At 70.5% G+C, this 22,144-nt stretch carries 14 protein-coding genes and 1 tRNA gene; 8 read left to right on the plus strand and 7 right to left on the minus strand.

What is annotated here, in order from left to right:
* Window positions 1-223: 223 nt before the first annotated feature.
* Window positions 224-1,504: an MFS transporter gene (locus tag M3E84_RS03305; protein WP_259894569.1), complete on the plus strand. Its 1,281-nt coding sequence runs from the start codon at window positions 224-226 to the stop codon at window positions 1,502-1,504.
* A gap of 43 nt (window positions 1,505-1,547) precedes the next feature.
* On the opposite strand, the gene M3E84_RS03310 is transcribed toward M3E84_RS03305, so the two are convergent.
* The 3 genes from M3E84_RS03310 to M3E84_RS03320 form a co-directional block, all read right to left on the minus strand.
* A complete protein-coding gene (locus M3E84_RS03310) occupies window positions 1,548-2,987 on the minus strand; it encodes a sodium/glutamate symporter (protein ID WP_259894570.1) in 1,440 nt (479 codons plus the stop codon).
* 168 nt (window positions 2,988-3,155) lie between these two features.
* The gene (locus M3E84_RS03315) at window positions 3,156-3,944 is read right to left on the minus strand and encodes a peptidase dimerization domain-containing protein (RefSeq protein ID WP_259894571.1); all 789 of its coding nucleotides are present in this window, start codon (window positions 3,942-3,944) and stop codon (window positions 3,156-3,158) included.
* Between the two features lie 24 nt (window positions 3,945-3,968).
* The gene (locus M3E84_RS03320; RefSeq protein WP_259894572.1) at window positions 3,969-4,298 is read right to left on the minus strand and encodes a hypothetical protein; all 330 of its coding nucleotides are present in this window, start codon (window positions 4,296-4,298) and stop codon (window positions 3,969-3,971) included.
* Between the two features lie 63 nt (window positions 4,299-4,361).
* Here M3E84_RS03320 and M3E84_RS03325 point away from each other — a divergent pair, with 63 nt between their 5' ends.
* On the plus strand, window positions 4,362-4,763 hold the full coding sequence (locus M3E84_RS03325) for a VOC family protein (protein ID WP_259894573.1): 402 nt from the start codon (window positions 4,362-4,364) through the stop codon (window positions 4,761-4,763).
* Window positions 4,764-4,911: 148 nt separating this feature from the next.
* Window positions 4,912-5,421, plus strand: coding sequence for a DUF805 domain-containing protein (locus tag M3E84_RS03330; RefSeq protein ID WP_259894574.1), 510 nt, complete (start codon window positions 4,912-4,914; stop codon window positions 5,419-5,421).
* Between the two features lie 69 nt (window positions 5,422-5,490).
* Here the strand turns inward: M3E84_RS03330 and M3E84_RS03335 are convergent, their stop codons facing one another.
* Complete coding sequence (locus M3E84_RS03335) at window positions 5,491-6,975, minus strand: peptide MFS transporter (RefSeq protein WP_259894575.1); 1,485 nt, start codon at window positions 6,973-6,975, stop codon at window positions 5,491-5,493.
* Window positions 6,976-6,993: 18 nt separating this feature from the next.
* Here M3E84_RS03335 and M3E84_RS03340 point away from each other — a divergent pair, with 18 nt between their 5' ends.
* The 4 genes from M3E84_RS03340 to M3E84_RS03355 all read left to right on the plus strand — a co-directional run bounded on the left by M3E84_RS03340 (window position 6,994) and on the right by M3E84_RS03355 (window position 13,311).
* Window positions 6,994-9,195: an acyltransferase family protein gene (locus M3E84_RS03340; RefSeq protein WP_259894576.1), complete on the plus strand. Its 2,202-nt coding sequence runs from the start codon at window positions 6,994-6,996 to the stop codon at window positions 9,193-9,195.
* Window positions 9,196-9,642: 447 nt separating this feature from the next.
* Window positions 9,643-11,811: an ATP-dependent DNA helicase RecQ gene (locus M3E84_RS03345; protein WP_259894577.1), complete on the plus strand. Its 2,169-nt coding sequence runs from the start codon at window positions 9,643-9,645 to the stop codon at window positions 11,809-11,811.
* A gap of 176 nt (window positions 11,812-11,987) precedes the next feature.
* Window positions 11,988-12,076 (plus strand) — tRNA-Ser (locus M3E84_RS03350).
* Window positions 12,077-12,291: 215 nt separating this feature from the next.
* On the plus strand, window positions 12,292-13,311 hold the full coding sequence (locus tag M3E84_RS03355; RefSeq protein ID WP_259894578.1) for a cation diffusion facilitator family transporter: 1,020 nt from the start codon (window positions 12,292-12,294) through the stop codon (window positions 13,309-13,311).
* 33 nt (window positions 13,312-13,344) lie between these two features.
* On the opposite strand, the gene M3E84_RS03360 is transcribed toward M3E84_RS03355, so the two are convergent.
* Together M3E84_RS03360 and M3E84_RS03365 are read right to left on the minus strand one after the other, a co-directional pair.
* Window positions 13,345-14,835: a cytosine permease gene (locus M3E84_RS03360; RefSeq protein ID WP_259894579.1), complete on the minus strand. Its 1,491-nt coding sequence runs from the start codon at window positions 14,833-14,835 to the stop codon at window positions 13,345-13,347.
* Window positions 14,836-14,974: 139 nt separating this feature from the next.
* Complete coding sequence (locus M3E84_RS03365; RefSeq protein ID WP_259894580.1) at window positions 14,975-17,089, minus strand: prolyl oligopeptidase family protein; 2,115 nt, start codon at window positions 17,087-17,089, stop codon at window positions 14,975-14,977.
* 64 nt (window positions 17,090-17,153) lie between these two features.
* On the opposite strand from M3E84_RS03365, the gene M3E84_RS03370 reads away from it, so the two are divergent.
* Window positions 17,154-19,238: an FAD/NAD(P)-binding domain-containing protein gene (locus tag M3E84_RS03370; RefSeq protein WP_259894581.1), complete on the plus strand. Its 2,085-nt coding sequence runs from the start codon at window positions 17,154-17,156 to the stop codon at window positions 19,236-19,238.
* Between the two features lie 113 nt (window positions 19,239-19,351).
* On the opposite strand, the gene M3E84_RS03375 is transcribed toward M3E84_RS03370, so the two are convergent.
* A complete protein-coding gene (locus M3E84_RS03375; protein ID WP_259894582.1) occupies window positions 19,352-22,087 on the minus strand; it encodes an ExeM/NucH family extracellular endonuclease in 2,736 nt (911 codons plus the stop codon).
* Window positions 22,088-22,144 lie beyond the last annotated feature (57 nt).

Consider the following 22,144-nt stretch of genomic DNA (forward strand, 5'->3'; position numbering starts at 1 on the left):
ACCGCCCGACGACGCCCGCCGCACTGCCTGTGCGGCGGCCGTCGTCGTTCTCGAGCCTGAGCGCCTGCCCTCCGATGACAGCTCCAGACCCCACCGCCGAGTGGATAGCCAGTTGCGATGAAGGACCCCATGGCGCAAACGGGTATCCACTCGGCGGAGGGGGAGGTGCGGTATGGAGCCTGTGCTGCGCCCCGGATCGCGCGGCTGCCCACGATCGGGGGTGATGACGACGGATCAGGATCAGGTCCCGGCTGGCGGGCCGTGCCGGGCGGCAGGGCCCCAGCGCCGCATCCTGCTGGTGCTCGTGCTGGGCCAGGTCCTCGGAGGGCTCGGCACCGGGGCCACGCTGAGCCTCGGGGCGCTCCTGATCAGCGAGCTCGCCGGCTCGTCGGCGTGGTCCGGAATGGCGGCCACCATGAGCACGCTGGGAGCCGCCCTGTTCGCACTGCCTCTGGCGGGCCTCGCCCAGGCCCGTGGCCGTCGGATCTCGCTGAGCGGGGGAGCCGTCACGGCCGCCTTGGGGGCAGTCGTCGCAGTGACGGCAGCGGACCTGGGCTCGGTGCTGCTTGTGCTGGCGGGCATCCTGATGCTGGGCGCCGCCCAGGCGGTGAACCTCCAGTCGCGCTTCGCCGCCACGGACCTGGCCGACCCGCGCAGCCGGGGGCGAGACCTGTCCCTGGTGGTCTGGTCGACCGCGATCGGGGCGGTGACGGGGCCCAACCTGCTCGGCCCCGGCGAGGTCGTGGGCGGTGCTCTGGGGATGCCGCCGCTGACGGGGGTGTTCGCGTTCACCATGACGGCGCAGCTGCTGGCGGCGATCGTGTACCTGGTGGGGTTGCGTCCGGACCCGCTGCTCGCGGCCCGGGCAGGGGGCGCCGGCGTCGCGGGGGAGAAGGCGGCGGAGCCCGCGACGACGGCGCAGGAGCCTGTGGCCGAGCCGGTCAGACCCTGGCGGGCCATCCTCACGGTGGCGCTGAGCCACGGGGTCATGGTCGCCCTGATGTCCATGACGCCCGTTCACCTGCAGGACCACGGTTCGACGCTGAGCGTCATCGGCCTGACCATCAGCCTGCACATCGCCGGGATGTACGCCTTCTCCCCGGTCTTCGGGATCCTGGCGGACCGCAGGGGAGCACGGACCACGGTGCTGCTGGGGCAGGCCCTGCTGGTGGGGGCGATGGCCCTGTCGATGCTCGGCTCGGAGTCCTCCGCCGTGGCGGTCGCCAGCCTGATCCTGCTGGGCCTGGGCTGGTCGGCCTCGACGGTGGCCGGGTCCGTGCAGATCAGCCGCGCCGGGACGCCCGAGACGCGCTCGCGGATCCAGGGCAGCTCGGACACGGTCATGAACCTGATGGGTGCCTTGGGCGGGGCGAGCGCGGGACTGATCCTCAGCGCCGTGGGGTTCGCCGGACTGGCGGGCCTGCTGCTGGTGCCCGTGGCGGTGGTGGTCGCGTTCCAGCTGATGCCGCCCCAGACGCCGAGCGGGCGATCTTCTGCTGCATGAGGTGCAGCAGGAGATCGCCCGCTCGGCGAGTCCGGGAAGCTTCTCAGGCGCTGGCCCGGTCGTCCGCGGTGAGGTCGAAGGCGGGATTGCGTCCGAAGTAGAACAGGCCCGACAGCACCGCCACCAGCAGCAGGGTGGCCATGATCCCCAGCAGCGGGTACGGGCCGAACTGCACGATCAGCGGGATCGAGGCCGCGGTGACCAGTCCGCCGCCGAAGAACGGCTCGAAGATCAGCTGCTTGTAGCCGAAGGACTCGTAGGCGGGGGTCTTGGCCTCCGGGTCGGCCATGCGCATGAGCATCAGGCCGGTGGCGGTCACGCCCATCGACTGCCCGAAGTCGCCCAGGCCGCGCTCGAACCAGTACGAGCGGATGAACCGCGGGGCCAGCACGAACAGCACGAACACGTTCCAGGCGATGCCGGCGATGGCCAGGATCGCGAACGGCGCGAGGTTGTCGGCGATGGCCGTCAGGGACAGCGTGGCCAGCGCGGCGACGATCAGGAAGTCCAGCGACATGCCCTGGATGCGGTCCATCATGCCGCGGTCGACCAGGCCGACGGTGTCGAACCGGTCCAGGACCATCTGCACCAGCACACCGCCGAGCATGGCCAGCGGGAAGAGGGGGACGAAGGCGAAGATCTCGACGACATCGGCCCACAGCGCCGCCTCGATCGCCTGCAGCGCCGAGAGCATGAGCCGGCCGAGCAGCACGGCGACAGCCACGAAGGCCACGTGCAGCGTCAGCGTCTCGATGGCCGCCGAGCGGGTGGTCTCGCGGCCGGCCGAGGGCTTGTCATCGCCCGCGTACAGGCCACGGCGCTCCCAGAGGGGCATCTGGGCATCGGCGTGCAGCTCCGCGGTGTGGCCCTTGCGGGCCGCCCAGTTCACGGCGAAGACGCCGACGACGACGCCGGTGAGGATGCCGACGGTGGCCATGGCCAGCGCGAGGTCGCCGCCGTGGTCGAAGCCCAGCTCCGTCATGACCGGGGCCATGCCGGCGGCGGTGCCGTGGCCGCCCTCGAAGCCGATCTCGATCAGCGCGCCGAACATGGGGGTGACGCCGAACAGCGGGGACAGCACCAGGATCACCAGCAGCAGGCCGACCACGTACTGGCCGGAGCCGAAGGTCACGCCCAGGGAGAGCTGGGGGCCGAGCAGCTTCACCGCTCGCTTGGGGGAGGGGATCGGGCTGCCCAGGAACAGGGTGGCGAACACGACGCTGATCAGGAGTCCGGGCAGGGTGCTCCAGACCTCCATGACGTTCGCGCCGAAGATCCCGCCCTCCACGAGCGAGTCGACGCCTGCCGCGCCGGCGATGCGCCCCAGGATCTGGGGGCCCAGGATGAGTCCCAGGAACCCGGCGATGATCGACACGGGCAGGAACAGTCGCTGGGTGAGCCCCCAGCTGGCGCGGATGAGCGTTCCGGCCGCTGCGAGCACGCCCAGCAGCAGGATCGCCAGCCCGATGGTGGTCGGCTGCATGATGTTGTGACCCTCCCAGGGTTCAGTGATGTGATTCACCGGACACTATCAGGAAGCGCGAGTCACATTCCCCCCACCGTCCCACCCCCTCCGCCGAGTGGATACCTGGTTGCGCTATCGGGGCGAATAGCGCAACCAGGTATCCACTCGGCGGGGTGGGGAGGGGGGTTAGGAGGCCTTGGAGGCCTTGGAGAGCTTGGAGAGGATCGCCGTCATCGCCGCCGCGTAGCCTGTGCTCAGCGTGGGCTCCATGACCGGCAGGAACTGCGGTGAGTGATTGACCGGGACATCGTCGGCGGCCATCTGCTCCTCCGTGAATCCGCCGAAGAACCAGAACACCGTCGGCACCCCGATCGACTCGGCCAGCGTGCCGAAGTCCTCGGAGCCCATGAACGGCTTGCCGTCGACCACGTTCTGCTCGCCCAGGACCCCGACCAGGTGCTCGCGCAGGGCCTCGGTCTCCTCGACGTCGTTGAGGTTGCGCGGGAAGCGGTAGAGCTCCTCGATCTGCGGCTCGGGCGCCCCGGACGCGGCGTCCACCGCCGAGATGATCCGGCGCACCGCCGCCAGCACGGGCCCGCGGACGGTGTCGTCCAGGGAGCGGATGTTGAGGGTGAACTCCGCCGTGGCCGGGATGATGTTCTCCTTGAGCCCGCCGTGGAACGTGACCACCGTGACGACGGCCGACTGCAGGGCGGAGATCTCGCGCGAGACCACCGTCTGCAGCCGGGTCACGATGTGCGCGCCCAGCACGATCGGATCCATCGAGTTCTCCGGCTGCGAGCCGTGGGACTGGCGTCCGCGCAGGGTCAACCGCCAGGAATCGGCATAGCTCATCACGGGCCCGGCCGTCAGGCGCACCGTGCCGGAGACCCCCGATGTCTTCAGTATCGAGCGCTGCCATCGCGGCCGGGACATGATGCTGACCGTGATCACGCCGGCGCTGATGCGGCTCACCGAGCATGTCTATCCCCATCTGGATCAGGTCCCGGGGCTGAATCCAGTCACGATCCGACGCCAGCTGCGCCAGGTCCTGGACAGCGGAGCCGTGACGATCCGCTGCGAGACCTCGCACCGCGCCGCCGGCTTCCCCGCGGTGTGCGAGTGGTTCTGCAGGCTGCCCGCCGCCGAGCACGAGGACGCAGCGGCCGCGCTGCGGAGCATGAGCTCGCTGCGGCTGTGCACGTCGCTGACTGAGCCGGCGAACTTCAGCTTCCTGATGTGGGTGCGTTCGCCGGCCGAGATCATGACGGTCGAGCAGCGCATCGCCGCCCGCATCCCGGGCCTCGAGGTGCTGGAGTCCGTGGTCATCACGGAGATCCCCAAGCGGGTCGGGCGGTCCTGGACGTCGACGGACGCTCCACGGGCCAGGTCGTGCTGCCGGGCCGGCCTGGGGCTGAGCTGCGTGCGCCGCGCGTCGAGCACCGGGCCGGCACGCCCAAGCTCGCGACCTTCGCCGACTTCGGCGCCGTCCCGACCGGCAGCGAGCACGCCGACAAGATCATGCACGGCGCCCTGGAGATCGATGACCTGATCCGCCTCTACGTCTCCGACTTCGTGGAAGGCATGGCCCCGGGCGAGGTCGTGAAGGGCAACGACATCACCCTGGCGGTGATGGGAGAGGACTCCGACGAGCAGCGCCTCACCGCGATCTTCGCGGGCCTGTCCGACGGCGGCACCGTGACCATGCCGCTGGGCAAGCAGATCTGGGGCGGGATCTACGGCGCGGTGACCGACCGCTTCGGCATCTTCGGGCAGATCAACATCGGGGGCTGAGCGCTCCGGCTCCGTTGCCGTGATCGCCTCACGAGGCCATCACGATCCCGTCACGATCGGGACTGCTGCTGCCTCGTGCGGTGGCGCTGCTCCGGAGTCGATGGTTGCGTGGGGTCCTCAAGACTTCCGTGCCTCGAGGAGGAGCTCCGTGAGCAGGTCCGATCCCCGCAGCTTCGGGACCCAGCCCCCGGAGTCCGTGGGCCCGTTCCGCGCGATCCGGAACTTCTACAGGCGGTTCGGCCGGATCTCCGGGCGGGCCTCGCCCAGCGAGTTCTGGTGGATCGTGCTGTGGGGCATGCTCGCCTCGGCCGCGGCCACGATTCTGCTGTGGGCCCTCGGCGGCGGCGAGCTGGTGCGGCTGCGGCACCAGGACCCTGAATCGCTCAACGGCTTCGGGCGCGGGTTCCTGGCCGTCTGGGGGCTGATCAGCCTGATGCATGTGATCCCGTGGCTGGCGCTGTGCGTGCGTCGCCTGCACGACGTGAACCGCAGCGGGCTGTGGCTGCTGGCCGGGCTGATCCCCATCGCCGGCTTCATCTTCCTGCTCATCTGCGCAGTGATGCCCTCGACTCCGGAGGGGGCGCGCTTCGACCGGGAGATCGCGCGGCGCGGGCGCGAGCAGGAGGAGCGCCGGAGGATCTGGGCCGGCTTCGACTGAGGTCTGGATCGCAACGATGGCGGGGCCGGTGCGCGATGCACCGGCCCCGCCGTCGTCGTGCGTGATGCGTCAGCGGATCCCGCGCATGCCGCGGGTGATCGTGCGGGACAGCGCCAGGGTGAGCACGCCGATGCCGATCGTGATCGCGCCCAGGGTGCCGAAGTACGCGGCCTCGGTGTCGGCGCTGTAGAACCCGGCCAGCGAGCCGGACAGCGCTGTGCCCAGAGCCACCGCCAGGTAGTACAGCGAGATCATCAGCACCGGCATGGCCTCCGGCGAGAGCTTCGTGGACAGCGACAGCCCCACCGGCGAGACCATGAGCTCGCCCATGGTGGCCACGAGCATGATCAGCGCGATCCACCAGACCGACACAGCCGCCACGGAGACCTGGGTGAGGAAGATCAGGAACGCCGAGCCCATGAGGATGAGCCCCACGCCGAACTTGGTGGCGGTCACCGGCTGGCGCCTGCCCAGGGTGGTCCACAGGTAGGCGAAGACCGGGGCCAGCAGGATGATGAACGCCGGGTTGAAGGACTGGACCCAAGGGATCGGGACCTGCCAGCCGAACACGTCGAGATCCAGTCGCGTGTCGGCATAGACGGTGATGACGGTGAACTGCTGCTGGAACAATGCGAAGAACGCCGCCGTGCCGATGAACAGCGGGATGAAGGCGATCACCCGGGAGTGCTCGTCCGGGGTGAGCTTGGTGCTGGTGAGCATCACGGCGAACAGCGCGACGGCCGCGATCACGCACACGGCCACGATCGTTCCGGCCAGGTTGGCGGCCGTGAGCAGTCCGGTGGCGACCGCGATCACGATCACCGCGACGGCTGCGATAACGATGGCGATCCACTTGGGGTAGGCCGAGCGCGGCAGCGGGTCGGGGATGACGTGGACGCTGCCGGGCATGCTGCGGCGGTTCCAGGCATAGATGCCCAGTCCCAGCGCCATCCCGGCTGCGGCCAGTCCGAAGGCGAGGTGGAAGCCCCATTCCCGCTGGGCCCAGCCGGTGAGCAGGGGCCCGAGCAGGCCGCCGATGTTCACGGACATGTAGAAGATCGAGAACCCGCCGTCGCGGCGGGTGTCCTCTCGCGTGTAGAGCGAGCCCACCAGGTTGGTGATGTTCGCCTTGAGCCCGCCCGAGCCGATCGCGATGAGCCCCAGGCCGATGCCGAGGCCCCAGACGGCAGGGATCAGCGCCAGCGAGATGTGCCCGGCCATGATGAGGATGCCGCTGAGGAACATGGCCCGCTCGGAGCCGGTCAGGTGATCGGCCACCCAGCCGCCCAGGATGGCGCACAGGTAGACGGAGCCGCCGTAGGCGCCCACGATGCCGGTGGCCACGGCCGCGTCGATGCCCAGGCCGCCGTCGGCCACCTGCCAGTACATGTAGAGCAGGACGATGCCCTGCATGCCGTAGAAGGAGAAGCGCTCCCACAGCTCGACCGAGAACAGGGGCGCGAGCAGTCGGGGGTGGCCGAAGAATCCGCGGTCCGTCTGGGATTCGGTGGCCGAGGTGCCGGGATCTGGTGAGTGCTTGGTGGGAGAAGGCATCCCTGCACTGTGCACCTCATGACATTCCGGATCCGGCATCTGGGGGCTGGCTCACGTAGCGTGTCGCGTGCGACGCACCAACTGCTGTTCCGCGCATGGATTCGCTTGTGTAAACTCTCCTCTCGACACAGCACTCAACACCGCCTCCGGGGGATCCCCATCGCTGCGCCAGTCCTCGCACCGCCGTCCTCGACCGGGCCCACCGCCCCTGCCTCGCCTCGTCGCCCCGAGATCCAGGGGCTGCGCGGGCTCGCCGTCGTCCTCGTGGTGGCCTTCCACCTGTGGGGCAGCGGGGTCTCCGGAGGCGTCGACGTCTTCTTCGTGGTCTCGGCCTATCTGCTGACGCTGTCCTTCACGCGCAAGGCGGAGGAGGGCAGGCCGCTGGCGCTGGTGCGCTACTGGTCGCGGACCTTCGTGCGGCTGCTGATCCCCGTGGCGATCGCGCTGCTGGCGGTGCTCGTCGCGATCCTGGCCTTCTACCCGGCCTCGCGCTGGGGCGCCCTGTGGACACAGCTGCTCGGCGCGGGCACCTACTCGCTGAACTGGGTCCTCGCCGCGGCCTCCGTCGACTACTACGCAGGCGGCGGGGTCGCCTCGAGCCCTGTGCAGCACATGTGGTCGCTGGCCGTGCAGGGGCAGGTCTTCATCCTGTGGCCGCTGCTGATCGCCGTCGCGCTCAGGCTGTCCCGGGTCTCGGGGCGCAGCTTCCGGGCGGTCGCGATCGGCGTCTTCGGGGTGGTGCTTGCGGTCTCGCTGACGGCTTCCGTGATCGTCACGCCGCTGGACCCCGGACCGGCGTACTTCCATACCGGTCTGCGGCTGTGGGAGTTCGCGCTGGGGTCGCTGAGCGCGCTGATCTTCACCTCGAAGCTGCCGCAGCGGGTCTCGCTGCTGCTGGGCTGGAGCGGCCTCGCGGCGGTAGTCCTAGCCGGCTTCGCGGTCGGCCGCGACGGCCTGTTCCCCGGCTGGGCCGCCCTCGTGCCCACCCTGGGCGCCGTCGCGCTGCTGATCTGCAGAGACGGCGGCGGCCGTGGCGGTGTCCATGTCCCGCTGTCCTGGCGGCCGCTGACGTGGCTGGGGGATCGCTCCTACGGAGTCTATCTGTGGCACTGGCCGCTGATGATCACCTGGCTGCTGCTGACGGGTGCGGAGGCGGTGCCGCTGGGCGCCGGCCTGCTGATCATGGCGGCTTCGATCGTGCTGTCCCTGGGCACCGAGAGGGCTGTCGGGGTGCTCACCGCCCCGCGCCGAGCCCGCGCCCGGGTCTCGACCCGCAAGGAGCTCGTGCGGCTGGCGGCGATCGTGACGGCGGTGACCGTGCCGGTCACCGCTGCGCAGGCATGGACGCTCTCGCAGTCCGAGCTGCAGACCTCCTACGAGCTGACCCCGCAGAACTACCCGGGAGCGGCAGCCGTCGTCGAGGGGGCGCCCGAGGCTCCGGACCTGCGGCCGATCCCCCTGTGGTCCGAGGTCGACGACGAATGGGGCTACCCGGGCGGTGAGGCCTGCGAGGCCGAGCCGGAGGGCTTCGACGACTCCGCCGAGTGCTACGTCTACGATCCCGCCGCCGAGGACGGCCGGGAGGCCGGGCGCACCGTCGTGCTGCTGGGCGACTCGCACGCCAAGCAGCTCTCCGAGCCGCTGAAGATCGCGGCCGAGAACCGCGACTGGCGCCTGGTCACCTTCGTCTACGCCGGCTGCCGCTATACCGGCCACGACGACGCCCTGGCGCCCGAGTGCAACGACTTCAACCGCGCGGCCGAGGCGGCGGCGCTGGAGCTCGAGCCGGATGCCGTGATCGCCCAGGGCACCCGATCCCAGATGCCCGATCAGGATGAGCGCGAGATCGTGGTGCCGCACTGGGCTGAGGGAGTGGCCGGTTTCCAGGAGGCGGACATCCCGGTTGTGAGCGTGCGCGACAACCCGCGCTGGGGTCGCGACATGTTCGAGTGCGTCGACCTCTACGGGGAGGGCTCCCATCTGTGCAGCGACCCGGTCGAGGAGGCGCTGGGCGGCCAGGCGATCCAGGATCAGTGGGCCAAGGAGAACCCCGAGGTCCCCCTGGTGGAGCTCACCGACCTCTACTGCCCCGACGACGTCTGCGGGCCGACGGTCGGCAATGTGATGGTCTACCGGGATCTCGACCACATCACCGCCACGTTCGGGCGCAGCACGGCGCCGATGCTCGAGCAGAGGCTCGTGGACGCACTGGGCTGGTGAGACGGTGTGCAGGTCTCGGGGTGCAGCTGTCCGCACTTGCGCCCACCTGAGCTCTGCGATCTGAGGCGGGTGCCCCCTTCCTTCCCAGGTCGGAGGCGGATTGCGAAGAAGTGAAGATTCATGAGAAGACAGGTTGCTTCACCGTCTATTTCACGGATCGCCTCGGGCAGAGGAGCATGGGTGGAGTGATCCGACAGTGCGGGGTCTCCGGCTCGGCCGTGAGACCCGGCCATCGGGTCCGTCGGCGCGCAGCATCGGGGGGTGCGGCGCGCCGGATGAGCTCAGCTGCAGTAGTCCGAGTGGTCTCTGCGGTCGGGCTCTGGGCCGGGTCCGGTCGGGGGGCCGGACCCGGCCCGCTTTCACGCCTGAGCCCCACCCTGCCCGGCGATGCCCCCGCGGACTCGTCGAGGTCCTTGTGCTGTCGGAGTCGGGCGGGAGACTTCCCGCATGAGCCAGCACATCCGTCCCGCTGAAGACGTCTCCGGACTCGAGTCGGAGGCCCTCGAGCTGCTGCGCGCGCTGACCGGCCGCCCGGATGCCGTCTTCCATCCGGGACAGTTCCAGGCCATCTCCGCGCTGGTGGCGGATTCCCGTCGGGCTCTGGTCGTGCAGCGCACGGGCTGGGGCAAGTCCGCCGTCTACTTCATCGCGTCCCTGCTTCTGCGAGCCCGCGGGGCAGGCCCCACGCTGATCGTCTCGCCGCTGCTGGCGCTCATGCGCGACCAGGTCGCCGCCGCCGAGCGGGCAGGCGTGCGCGCGGCCTCCATCAGCTCGGCCAACGCCACCGAGTGGGGGCAGATCCTCGAGCGGCTGGGCCGGGATGAGGTCGACGTCCTGCTCGTGTCTCCGGAACGGCTCAACAACGCCCGGTTCCGACAGGAGCAGCTGCCGGATCTCCTGCGGCGCATGGGGCTGCTCGTGGTGGATGAGGCCCACTGCATCTCGGACTGGGGCCACGACTTCCGCCCGGACTACCGCCGGATCCGCGATCTGATCGCCCAGCTGCCCAGCACCGTGCCCGTGCTGGCCACCACCGCCACGGCCAATGAGCGCGTCGTGCACGACGTCGAGGAGCAGCTCGGCGTGGGGGTCGTGGACGAGCAGCGGGCGCCCGTGCTGACGCTGCGCGGCCCGCTGGCCCGCGATTCCCTGCGCCTGGGCGTGCTGCGGATGCCGTCGAACACCGTGCGCCTGGCCTGGCTGATCGAGCACCTGGGGCAGATGCAGGGCTCGGGGATCATCTACGCCCTGACCATCGGCGCGGCCGAGGACACCACGCAGGCGCTGCGAGACGCCGGGCATGATGTCTGCTCCTACACCGGGCGCACGGACCCCTCGGAGCGCGAGCAGCTCGAGCAGGAGCTCAAGGACAACCGGGTCAAGGCGCTCGTGGCCACCTCGGCGCTGGGCATGGGCTTCGACAAGCCGGATCTGGGGTTCGTGATCCACCTGGGGGCGCCGTCGTCGCCGGTGGCGTACTACCAGCAGGTCGGTCGTGCGGGTCGCGCCACGGACAGCGCGGACGTCCTGCTGCTGCCGGGCAGCGAGGATCGGGAGATCTGGGAGTACTTCGCCACCGCGTCCATGCCCACCGAGGCCAAGGCCACCGCAGTGCTCACCGCTCTGGAGCAGCACGGCGGGCCGCTGGGACCGGGGGCACTGGAGGCGCGCGTGGACATCAAGCGCACCGCGCTGACCCTGCTGCTGAAGGTCCTGGCCGTGGACGGGGCGGTCGAGCAGGTGCAGGGCGGCTGGCAGGTCACCGGCCGCCCCTGGCACTACGACTCCGAGCGCTACGACCGCATCCGCCGCGCCAGGGTGGACGAGCAGAACGCCATGCTGGACTACCAGAACAGCTCGCGGTGCCGCATGCAGATGCTGATCGAGCAGCTCGATGATCCCCACGCCGAGCCCTGCGGACGCTGCGACAACTGCGCGGGGCCGTGGTACTCGGATCACGTCAGCCGGGATGCCTCGCAGGCGGCCACGTCGTCGCTGCAGAAGGTCGGGGTGCTGATCGAGCCGCGCGCCCAGTGGCCCACGGGCATGGATCGGCTCGGCGTGCAGGTCAAGGGGAGGATCCCGGAGGAGGAGCGGGCGCAGAACGGCCGGGCCGTCGCGCGCCTGACCGATCTGGGCTGGGGAAATCGCCTGCGGGAGATCTTCCACGACGACGCAGACGGCCGCCCCGTCGATCAGCAGGTCGATCCCGCCCTGGGCAAGGCCGCCATCGAGGTGCTGGCGGCTTGGGATTGGCAGCGCCGTCCGGCCGGCATCGTGGCCATGCCGTCGATGTCGCGCCCTCAGTTGGTCTCCTCTCTCGCCCAGGGGCTGTCCCAGGCTGGCCGCATGCCGCTGCTCGGGGAGCTCGGCCTGGCGGAGGGCCACCCGCGGCAGGGCTCCGGGGGCAACGGGGCCTACCGCCTGGCTGCGGTCTGGGAGCGCTTCGTGGTCACGCCGCAGGTCCAGCAGGGGCTCGACCAGCTCCAGGGCCAGCCCGTGCTGCTGATCGACGACCTCGTGGACAGCAGGTGGACCCTGACCGTGGCCGCACGCGAGCTGCGCCGCGCCGGCTCGGGACCCGTCCTGCCGTTCGTGCTGGCCTCCCGGGGCTGAGTCGGAGCCCTCCCGCGAACATGGGGTGCTTCGGCTGCTTCCGCGGGCAGGTTCCGCGGGAGAGCGCGGCGCCCGCGCCTCTACCGTGCTTTTGACCCGCTCCAGCGGGCCGATTAGAGTGTCGTTCGCTGTTTCATCAGGAGAGTGCCGTTGTGCACCCTTCTTGGCGACAGCAAGGAGACGTGCCAGAGCGGCCGAATGGACTTCACTGCTAATGAAGGATCCGGGGAGACCTGGATCGGGGGTTCAAATCCCCCCGTCTCCGCCCTTGTCCTGAGTCGCGACATCGTTGACAGACGATGTCGCGGCTCAGGCTTTTTTCGTATGGGTTCGTCTTCTCCGCCAGCAGGCTTCTCACGCAGTCGAGCTGTGTGTGAAACCCTGGTCGATCACGGAGCGGACGATGGCGATCTGGCCACTGGGTGCTGAATCGGCATCGTCCCTGCGTCCATCCTCTCCTCTTCTCGAAGGCGCATCGGCGTGAGCACAGCAGCTGATCAATCGTCCACCTCCGGGCCTCGCGAGTCCGCCGGCACCCAGGGCGGCGGCAGCTCGTTCACGGTCATCCTGGCGTTCGCGGCAAACCTGCTGGTGGCCCTGGCCAAGTCAGCCGTCGCGGCCTTGAGCGGATCGGCGTCCATGGTGGCCGAGGCAGCCCACTCCTGGGCCGATACCGGCAACGAGATCTTCCTGCTGGTGGGCGAGCGGCGCTCACGTCGGGCCCCAGATGCCACTCACCCGCTGGGTTACGGCCGTGCCGGGTACGTCTGGGCGATGTTTGCCGCGATCGGGCTGTTCGCCGTGGGCTCCGGAGTCTCTATTTGGCACGGCTTCCAATCCTTGGGCGGCGAGGGCGAGGACGGCGGCTACGGATGGGCCTATCTGGTGCTCGGGGTGTCGTTCGTGCTCGAGGGGACGTCGTTCCTGCAAGCGCTGCGCCAGGCCCGCTCCGGGGCGCGCACCCGTCGCATCAGCCCGCTGCGCTACATCCGCACGACCTCCGATTCGATGCTGCGCGCGGTGTTCGCCGAGGACGCGGCCGCGCTGCTCGGGCTGCTGATCGCCGGCAGCGGCCTGGTCCTGCATCAGATCACCGGCAATGCGGTGTGGGATGCTCTGGGCTCGATCCTGGTCGGCGTGCTGCTGGGGATCGTCGCGGTGGTGCTGATCCGCCGCAACGTCCAGCTGCTCACGGGCGAGGGCGGCTCGGCGCGCGGGCGCAACCGCCTGCTGTCGATCCTGCTCGAGCATCCCGATATCGAGTCCGTGAGCCTGCTGCACACCGAGTGGGTCGGCGCCGACAAGCTGTTCGTCGTGGCCTCCGTGGACGTGACCGGAGATTCCCGTGAGTCGGAGCTGCGCACCAGGGTCCAGGCGGTCGAGGACCTGCTGGAGAAGGAGCCCGTGGTGCAGCGCGCGCTGCTGACCCTCACCCGGCCCGGCGACCAGACCCGCCTGAGCCTCGAGCCGCTTCCGCAGCGGTACCGCAGCGAGTCCTGACCCAGCCCGCCGGGCACCGTGCCCGTGTCCTTCTCAGGCCCGGGCCGCCGTCTGCTCCTGACGGCGGATGCGGCCCCGTCGGGCGAGAAGCGTCACCATGAACGAGAGCACCAGGGCAACCAGCACGCCCAGGTTGGACCCGGCCCAGGTGCCCTCCGGGCCGCCGACCAGACCGAAAAGGTAGCCCTGCCAGCTGTTCCAGGGGGCCGTCTCGGCGAAGGCGTTGAGCACCAGTCCCCAGCCGATCACGGAGGCGACGACCATGGTGAGCAGCGAGATCCAGTCCACCGACCCGTAGCGGCCGCCGGCATCGAAGAGCGCCGCCTCGTCGTAGTCCGAGCGACGGGTGAGAACATCCGCGATGAGGATCCCCGCCCACGAGGCCATCGGCACGCCCAGGGTGATGAGGAACGACTGGAACGGGCCGATGAAGTCCTGGGCGAAGAAGACCACCCACAGGGTGCCGGCCGTGAGGATGAGTCCGTCCACGGCGGCCGCCGCCGGTCGCGGGATGCGGATCCCCAGCGAGAGCAGCGTGAGCCCGGAGGAATAGATGCCGAGCACCGCCCCGGAGACCAGCGTCAGCACGGCCACGATCCAGAACGGGATGAGCGCCCACAGCGGCAGCAGCGTGCTCAGAGCGCCCACGGGATCAGCGCCGATGGCCTCGGCTAGCTGCGGGTCGGAGCCGGCCAGCAGCAGCCCGAAGAGCACCAGCACCACGGGGGCGCAGGCACCGCCGATCGTGTTCCAGGCGACGATGGCGGCATCCGAGGTCGAGCGGCGCTGATACCGGGACCAGTCGGCCGAGATGTTGATCCAGCCGAGTCCGAATCCCGTCATGACCATCACGAATGCGCCGACCATCTGCTGCGCCGAGCCGGCCGGGGCGCTCAGGACGGCATCCCAGCGGATGTGGGGAATGGTCAGGGCCATGAAGACGATCGTGGCCGCACCGGTGAGCCAGGTCAGCACCGACTGCAGCCGGATGATCGTGTGGTAGCCGAGCACGGAGGCCGTGACGATGAGCAGGGCCACCACTGCCGCGGCGGTGACCATCACAGCCCCGCCCGCTCCCCAGCCCAGTGCGCTGAAGACCGTGCCGGTGGCGAGCACGGCGGTGATCGCCAGGGAGGTCTCCCATCCGATCGAGGTCAGCCACGAGATGATCCCCGGGACCTTCTGCCCGTGCACTCCGAAGGCCGCACGCGAGAGCACCATTGTGGGCGCACTGCCGCGCTTGCCGGCGATCGCCACGAGGCCGCACAGCGCGAAGCTCACGATGATCCCGACGACGGCCACCGCGCTCGCCTGCCAGACCGAGATGCCGTAGCCCAGCAGGTAGGAGCCGTACGTCATCCCGAACACGGAGATGTTGGCGGCGAACCAGGGCCAGAACAGGTCGCGGGGTCGGGCGGTGCGCTCGTGCTCGGCGATGATCTCGATGCCGGTGCGCTCCAGCAGGGCGCCTGGGCGGTCGTCGTGGCGGGCGCTCGTCGGCGCGGTGGGCTGCGCAGCGGACATCAGGGACTCCGATCGGAAGCGGCAGAACATCGAACCCCTCCCCACCCACCCGCCGAGTGGATACCTGTTTGCGCTAAAGGGCTCAACAGCGCAACTGAGTATCCACTCGGCGTAGGTGGGGGAGGGGATGGGCGGCGGGTCAGAGGGCGGCGGTCACGGCTCGCCACATGAAGTCGTAGGACAGCGCGTGCGAGCGGGCGGCCTGACGGTTGTCGCCGGCACCTGCGTGCCCGCCCTCGAGCGTCTCGTGGAACCACACCCGCTCATGGCCCTGGTTCAGCATGCGCTGAGCCATCTTGCGCGCCTGGACCGGTCCCACGCGGTCGTCGCTCGTGGCCGTCCAGAACAGCACCGGTGGGTACTGCCGACCCGGCTCCACCAGGTGGTACGGGGAGAAGGTGCGCAGCCATTCCCACTGCTGCGGGTCCTCCGGGTCGCCGTACTCCGCGATCCACGACGTCCCCGCCGACAGCTTGGTGTAGCGGCGCATGTCCAGCAGGGGCACCCCGCAGGAGATCCCCGCGAAGAGCTCCGGATAGGTGGTGAGCATGTTGCCCACCAGCAGCCCGCCGTTCGAGCCGCCGGCGCAGGCCAGCGTGGACGGCGAGCTCACGCCGCGCCGGTGCAGATCGCGGGCCACGGCCGCGAAGTCCTCATAGGCGCGGTGGCGCTGCGACTGCAGGGCAGCCCGGTGCCACGAGGGCCCGTACTCGCCGCCGCCGCGGATGTTCGCGATGACCTGGACGCCCGTGCGCCCGGGTGCGGCTCCGCCCGCGCCGGACGACTCGACCCGACGGGTCAGCCACGACCGTCCGATCACCCCGGAGTAGCCCGGCGTGCGCGAGACCTCGAACCCGCCGTAGCCGGACAGCAGCGTGGGATTGCGCCCGTCCAGCTCCAGGTCGGCAGGACCGATCTGGTAGTAGGGGATGCGGGTCCCGTCGGCGGAGACCGCCCAGTGCTGCTCCACGCTCAGCCCGGAGGCGTCGAAGAACGACGGCGCCTGCTTGACCGGCTCGGGCAGCGACTGCTCGAGCGTGCCGCGCAGGATCGTCGTGGGAGTGAGGAAGCCGCTCGTGGAGACCCAGACGTCGTCGCCGGCCTCGGGGTCCTCGTCGTCGACGGCCCACACCGCGGTGGAGCGGTGCTCGCCTGTGCCCTGCATGGGCTCGCAGCGCCAGGTGCCCGGCTCGACCACGCGGATCTCGGAGGAGACGTCCGTCAGCAGCTGCAGCACCAGGTGCGAGGCGGTCCACGACCAGCCCTGCAGACTCGTGTGCTCATCCGGGGCGAAGACCACTGTCAGGGAGCGCTCGCCGGCCAGGAAGCTCTCGAGCTCGGCGACCAGCAGGGTGCCGGGCGCGTGCTCGCCCCAGGTCTCCTGCGGGCGCAGCAGCAGCCACTGCCGGTGCAGGTCGACCTCGACCGTCTCGGGGACATCGATCGGCACGGGGCCGCCGTCGACCGACTCGTCGAACAGGTAGGTCCGGGAGCGGAAGAAGTCGATCGCATCCACAGCCAGGGTGCGCTCGAAGCCAGGCGTGTGGTCGCGACCCACCCAGGCCTGGATGTGATCCCGCGGCACTTCGAAGACGACGGGAGCCTGATCGAGCGCCTGCCCGCGCGAGAGCCGGCGGACCTGGGCCGGGTAGGACGACGTCGTGGTCGAGCCCGGACCGGTGTCCGTGCCCACGAAGAGCGTGTCCGCATCCAGCCAGGAGACCGAGGTCTTGGCCGCCGGCAGGTCGAAGCCGCCCTCATCGGCGGGCACGAAGCGCCGCTGCAGCAGATCGAACTCGCGGTAGCGCCGGGCGTCGCCGCCGTCCGGGGACAGGGCGATCAGCATTCGTCGCCACTGGCCCTCGGTGTGCTGGGGGCGCAGCAGCCGCGCGCCGCCCCAGACCCAGGGGACGCCCTCGGCCTCGGCGAGCACATCCAGGTCCAGGATCACGTCCCACTGCGGATCGTCGCTGAGCCAGGACTGCCAGGTGGTGCGGCGGAACAGCCCGCGGGGGTGCTGCGCATCGCGCCAGAAGCCGTAGTAGTGCTCGCCGTGCTTGGAGACCATGGGGATGCGGTCATCGGAGTCCATGACCTCGAGCGCGGCGGCCTCGAGGCGCTCGAGCTGCGGGGTGACCAGCAGGGATTCGCTGCGATCGTTCTGCTCGCGCACCCACTCGAGCGCGGGCTCGCCGTGGATCTCCTCCAGCCACAGGAGGTCGTCGGCGGTCTCATCTGCAGGGGTCTCGTTCATGGTCCCCACCCTAGGGCCCGGCTCCGGGGCCTCATGCAGGGTCTGCGGTTCCTATGCTGGGGCCATGACCCCTCCGATGCACCCCACCGAGACCCCCCACGACGAGCCCCGCTCCCGCCCCGTGCCCCGTGTGGTCATCGTGGGCTGCGGGCCGCGCGGGCTCTCGGCCCTGGAGCGCCTGATCGCGCGCAGCGCGCATTCGGGGCGGCGCGTGAATATCGACGTCGTGGACCCCTTCCCTCCCGGAGCGGGCCACGTCTGGCGGACCCGGCAGTCGCCGCGGTTCCTGATGAACACGCCGTCGCTGTTCCCCACGGTCATCGCCGCCGACGGCGCCCTGGACGTGCCGCCGCTGGAGCCGCTGCGCGGGATGAGCTTCGACGGCTGGCGTCGGGCGGTCGTGGAGCAGGGTCTTCCGGTGGAGCTGGACGAGCAGAACCGTGAGGCGCTGCAGCAGCTGGGGGCTGCGGATTTCCCGCAGCGCCGGCTCTACGGCGCCTATCTCGAATGGGTGTTCCGCACGCTGGTCGAGAGCGCTCCGGCCACGGTCGAGCTGCGGGTGCATCGCGACGAGGCCGTGGCCGCGCGCCGGGTCGAGTCGGGCCGGCACAGCTATGCGGTGGAGATCGGCGGTCAGCAGGAGCTGCTGGCCGATCATGTGGTGCTCGCCCTGGGCCACCTGGACGCCCACCTGAGCCGGAGGCAGAAGGAACTCGTGGACGGCGCCGCCCAGAACGGACTGGACTATCGCCCGCCGATCGTCCCGGCCGATGGCCACTGGGACACGCTGCCGGCGGGGGAGACCGTGCTCGTGCGCGGCATGGGCCTGAACTTCCACGACGTCCTGGCGGAGGTCACCGAGGGCCGCGGCGGCGTGTTCGAGCCCGCCGACGACGGCACCGACCGGCTGGTCTACCGGCCCTCCGGCCAGGAGCCCTTCGTGGTGGCGGGCTCGCGCCGCGGGACGCCGTACCGCGCCAAGCCGGAGATCGGCTCCTACTATGCCCGCAGCCTGGAGCACCGCTTTCTGACCCCGGAGACGATCGAGCAGCTCAGGGGCCAGGGCCCGCTGTCCTTCGAGCGCGTGCTCCTGCCGCTCGTGCTGCGGGATGCCCACCGCACCTACTACCGCACGTACGCGCGCGTGCACGCCGATCGCCTAGGCATGCCCGCCGCGGACTTCCTGGTCGAGCTCGACCGGGCGCTGGGGGTTCCCGACGACGACGCCCCCTCCGGGCCCGCACGCACCGCACCGGCCGCTCGCAGGGGTGCCGAGCGCGAATGGGCCCAGGACTCGCAGGAGCGCCTGGCCGAGGACACCGCTGAGGGGCTGCCGTGGGAGGTGCGTCTGGAGCGGCTCGTGCAGACCGCGGTGCCGGCTCCCGATCGCTTCGACCCCGTGCGCTCGGCCAAGCCGTTCCGAGGGGAGGACTTCGGCTCGCACGAGGAGTATGCGGCCGCCGTCGTGCATCTGCTGGACCGCGATGCCGCAGGCTCCGCGCAGGGTGAGGACGACCCGGCCAAGATGGCCTTCTCGTCGCTGAACTGGTCGCGCACCCTGCTCAAGCAGATCATCGCGGAGGTGGGGCTGACCGATGCCTCCTGGCACGACGACCTGCTGCGCACGTTCGCACCGCTGGTCGAGGGCCTGAGCTCCGGGCCGCCCGCCCTGCGGATCCGCCAGCTGGCCGCTCTGGCCCGGGCCGATGTGGTGCGCTTCCTGGGGCCCGATCCGGTGTTCCGCGCGGACGACGAGCGCGGCTGCTTCGAGGCCAGCTCCCCGTGGGTGGCCGCCGAGCCGTTCCGTGCTCGCCTCATGCTCGAGGCCATGTCTCCGCCCAACGAGGTCCGGCGCAACATCTCGCCGTTGCTTCAGTCCATGCACGACGCCGGGCTGCTGCGCTCCAAGCCCATGGACACCCGCGACGGCGCCGTGCGGATGCCCGGCGCCGGGCTCGACGTCTCGGCCATCCCGTACCGCACGATCGGCACGGACGAGCGGGTCCAGGACGGCGTGTGGGTGCTGGGGCTGCAGCTGACCTCGGTCCAGTGGGGCACCGCGATCGCGTCCGAGGCCGATGCCCCCGCCGAGCTCGGCGCCCGCACCCTGGCCGACGCCGATCGAGCCGCCGAGCAGATCCTGGACTGAGCCTCCCTCGTCAGCCCACTCGCGCACGATCCTGCGCCTGCGTGCCCGGATGCGCCGTTCGCGGGGTGGCGACGCATCCGCGCACGCAGGCGCGAGAGAAGGGGCGGGGCGGATCAGCGGGTCGAGGTGAAGCGGTCCCGCTGCTGCTGGACCCACTCGCGCAGATCGCCGGACGGGCGGCCGCGCTCGGACTTGCGCTCCTCAGCCAGATCGTGGCCGTGCCCGAAGGTCGGCTGATCGGTGGGTTCAGGGCTGGGCTCCGGCGAAGGATCGGTCGGGTCCGTCGGATCAGTGGGCTCGGGCGACGGCTCCTCCGACCCGCTCAGTGCGATCCCCACCAGGGCCGGGTTGTGGTCCGAGGCGCGGAACTGATCCGGAGCGTAGAGATCCACCACGTTGTAGTTCGCTCGCGAGTACTCCATGCCCACGGACTCGTTCGCGTTGATCTCCCAGATGTCCGATCCGGTCACCGCCTCGGCGGCGGCCGGCGAGGCCAGCACGTGGTCCAGGGAGCCGGACTGCCCGCCGTAGGAGTAGGTGTGCTGGCCCTCCGGGGCCAGGTTCACGTACCCGTCCGCGTAGAGCCCGAGCATGGGGTCCTCGTGGGTGTAGGAGTTGAAGTCGCCCACCAGGAACAGCCGATCGGTGCCGGCCTCCTGAGCGAAAGACTCCGCGAAGCCCTGCATGGACTCGGCCTGGCGGGTGCGGTCGCCGTTCCAGGAGCCCTGGCCGGTGTCGGTGTTGTCGCCGGAGCCGGAGCCGCCCTTGGACTTGAGGTGGTTCACGACGACTACAAAGTCATCGGTCTCGGTGCCGCCCACCGGGCGGAAGGTCTGGGCCAGCGGTTCGCGGGCGTTGTCGAAGTTCTCCTGGTCGTCGTGGATCGCGGACTCGCCCACGGTCTCCACCTCGGCCGGCTGGTAGATGAACCCGGTGCGGATGACGTCCTCGGAGGCCGGCAGCTCGGACGGCGAGGGCACGTAGGCCCACTTCTGGGACCCGGCGTCGGCGTTGAGGGCCTCCACCAGGGCGGACAGCGCCTGGTCGCGGTCCTTGCCGAAGGCCGCCGAGTTCTCGATCTCCTCGAGCGAGACCACCGAGGAGTCCAGGCCGTTGATCGCCGCGACGATCTTCTCCTGTTGCTGGGCGAACGAGTCCTGGTCGTAGGCCCCGCGCACATCGCAGTAATCGGCGGTCGTGGGATTGCCCGCCCGGTCCAGGTGAGCGCGGCAGCCGGGCTCGTCCGCGCCCAGGGAGGTGAAGTAGTTCAGCACGTTGAACGTGCCGAGCGTGTAGTCGCCGCCCACAGGGGCCGGTGCCGCGTACTCCGAACGGTCGTTCTCGAACAAAGCCGGGACGGCCTCGGGAGTCTCGCCGGTGACCTGCTCGAGCGGCTGCAACCGCCAGGCGTCGTGGCCGTAGCCCAGCACGACCGGCTGGTCGAAGCTCACCGAGGAGCCCACGCGCACCGGGCTCTCCTGCGAGAGATACGGCAGCGGCTGGTCGCCGTAGCGCTGCAGATTCGTGTAATTCCACGTCGAGCCGTCGTCGAGCAGCACCCCGCGGGCGGCGTTGTCGGCCTCGACGGCCGCGGCCTCCGCCGAGCCCGCCGGGGCCGCGTCCGTCGGGGTGCGCAGCGGGGTCTCGCCGACGGCCAGCCCCACCTCGCCGTAGCTGTTGAGGCTGTAGTTGTCCGAGACCGTGAATTCTCCGGTGGGCTGCAGCAGCATGCCCTCCAGGTCCTCGCGGGACTCCTCGTCGGTGGGCCAGGCCACGTCGGCGGGCTTCACGGCCTCGGCGAGCTCGCCGAGCACCTCGATGCCGTTGGCCGGTACGGAGATCTGGGTCTGGCCGTAGTACTCGTCCGCTGTGCCGGTGACCTCCACGTGATCGCCGATCTGCGCGGCGTCCAGCGCCTCCGGGGCGTAGACGAAGATGCCGTCGGAGGCGTCGTGATCGGCGGCCAGATCGCCTCCGGTGCCCTCGGTCTGGATCTGGTAGCCGTTCAGCCCGCCGGTCTTGTAGGCGGCCGTGACGACGCCGCGGGTGGTGACCTGCTGGCCCTGGTACGGGGTCGTGTCGGCCTCGCCCTGGATCTCGGCGATCGACAGCTGCTCGCCGGGCTCAGTCGGCTCCGGCGTGGGCTCGGGATCGGGCGTCTCGGAGCCGTCTCCGGACTGGGGCGTGACCTGGCTCGACAGCGAGAAGTCAGCGGAGTTGTCGTCGGTGTCCGCGGCATCCGAGCGGTTCATCGACCGCGGATCAGCATTCGACGACGGGCTCGTGGCCCCGGCGGTCTCGAAGGTGTTGGAGTCGCCGTAGCCCAGCAGGTCCACGACGGATTCCGTTCCGGGTGTGGCTTCCGTGATCGAGCCGGTCGGCAGGCTCAGCGCGGTGCCCCCGCTCGAGAGCACCAGGGTTCCCTTGGTGCCCGACGGGTTGAGCCGGCCGCCGGCCTCCACATCGGCCTCGGGCAGCGCTGCCCCGTTGGTGCCGTTGGAGGCTCCGCTGACCAGGAAGTGCTCGCCGGGCTGGATGGTCCCGGACAGGGGCACGGTGTTCGACGTCCCCGATGTTCCGGTGGCGGAGCGGTACTGCAGCGACCAGCCGTCCAGGCTCACGGGGGCGTCGGAGGGGTTGTAGAGCTCCACGAACTTGTGCGTGTAGACCGCGTTGGCGGAGCCGCCGCTGAGGTAGGCCTCGTTGATGACGACCTCGTCGCCGGCCGGTGAGGCGCTCGCCGGCGCCAGCGAGCTGAGCCCGGCGGGGATGGCCAGCAGGGCGGCCAGGGGAAGAGCGGCCGAGCGCAGGCGCCCGGTGCGATGCTGGGGGGTCTTCAGGGCAGTCATTTCTGGATTCCCTTCGGAGGATGGGGGCAGGGGGTGAGGACAGAGAGGGGAGGGGCC

Origin of the sequence: Kocuria sp. p3-SID1428, from assembly GCF_025149945.1 — a bacterium.
Lineage (GTDB): Bacteria > Actinomycetota > Actinomycetes > Actinomycetales > Micrococcaceae > Kocuria.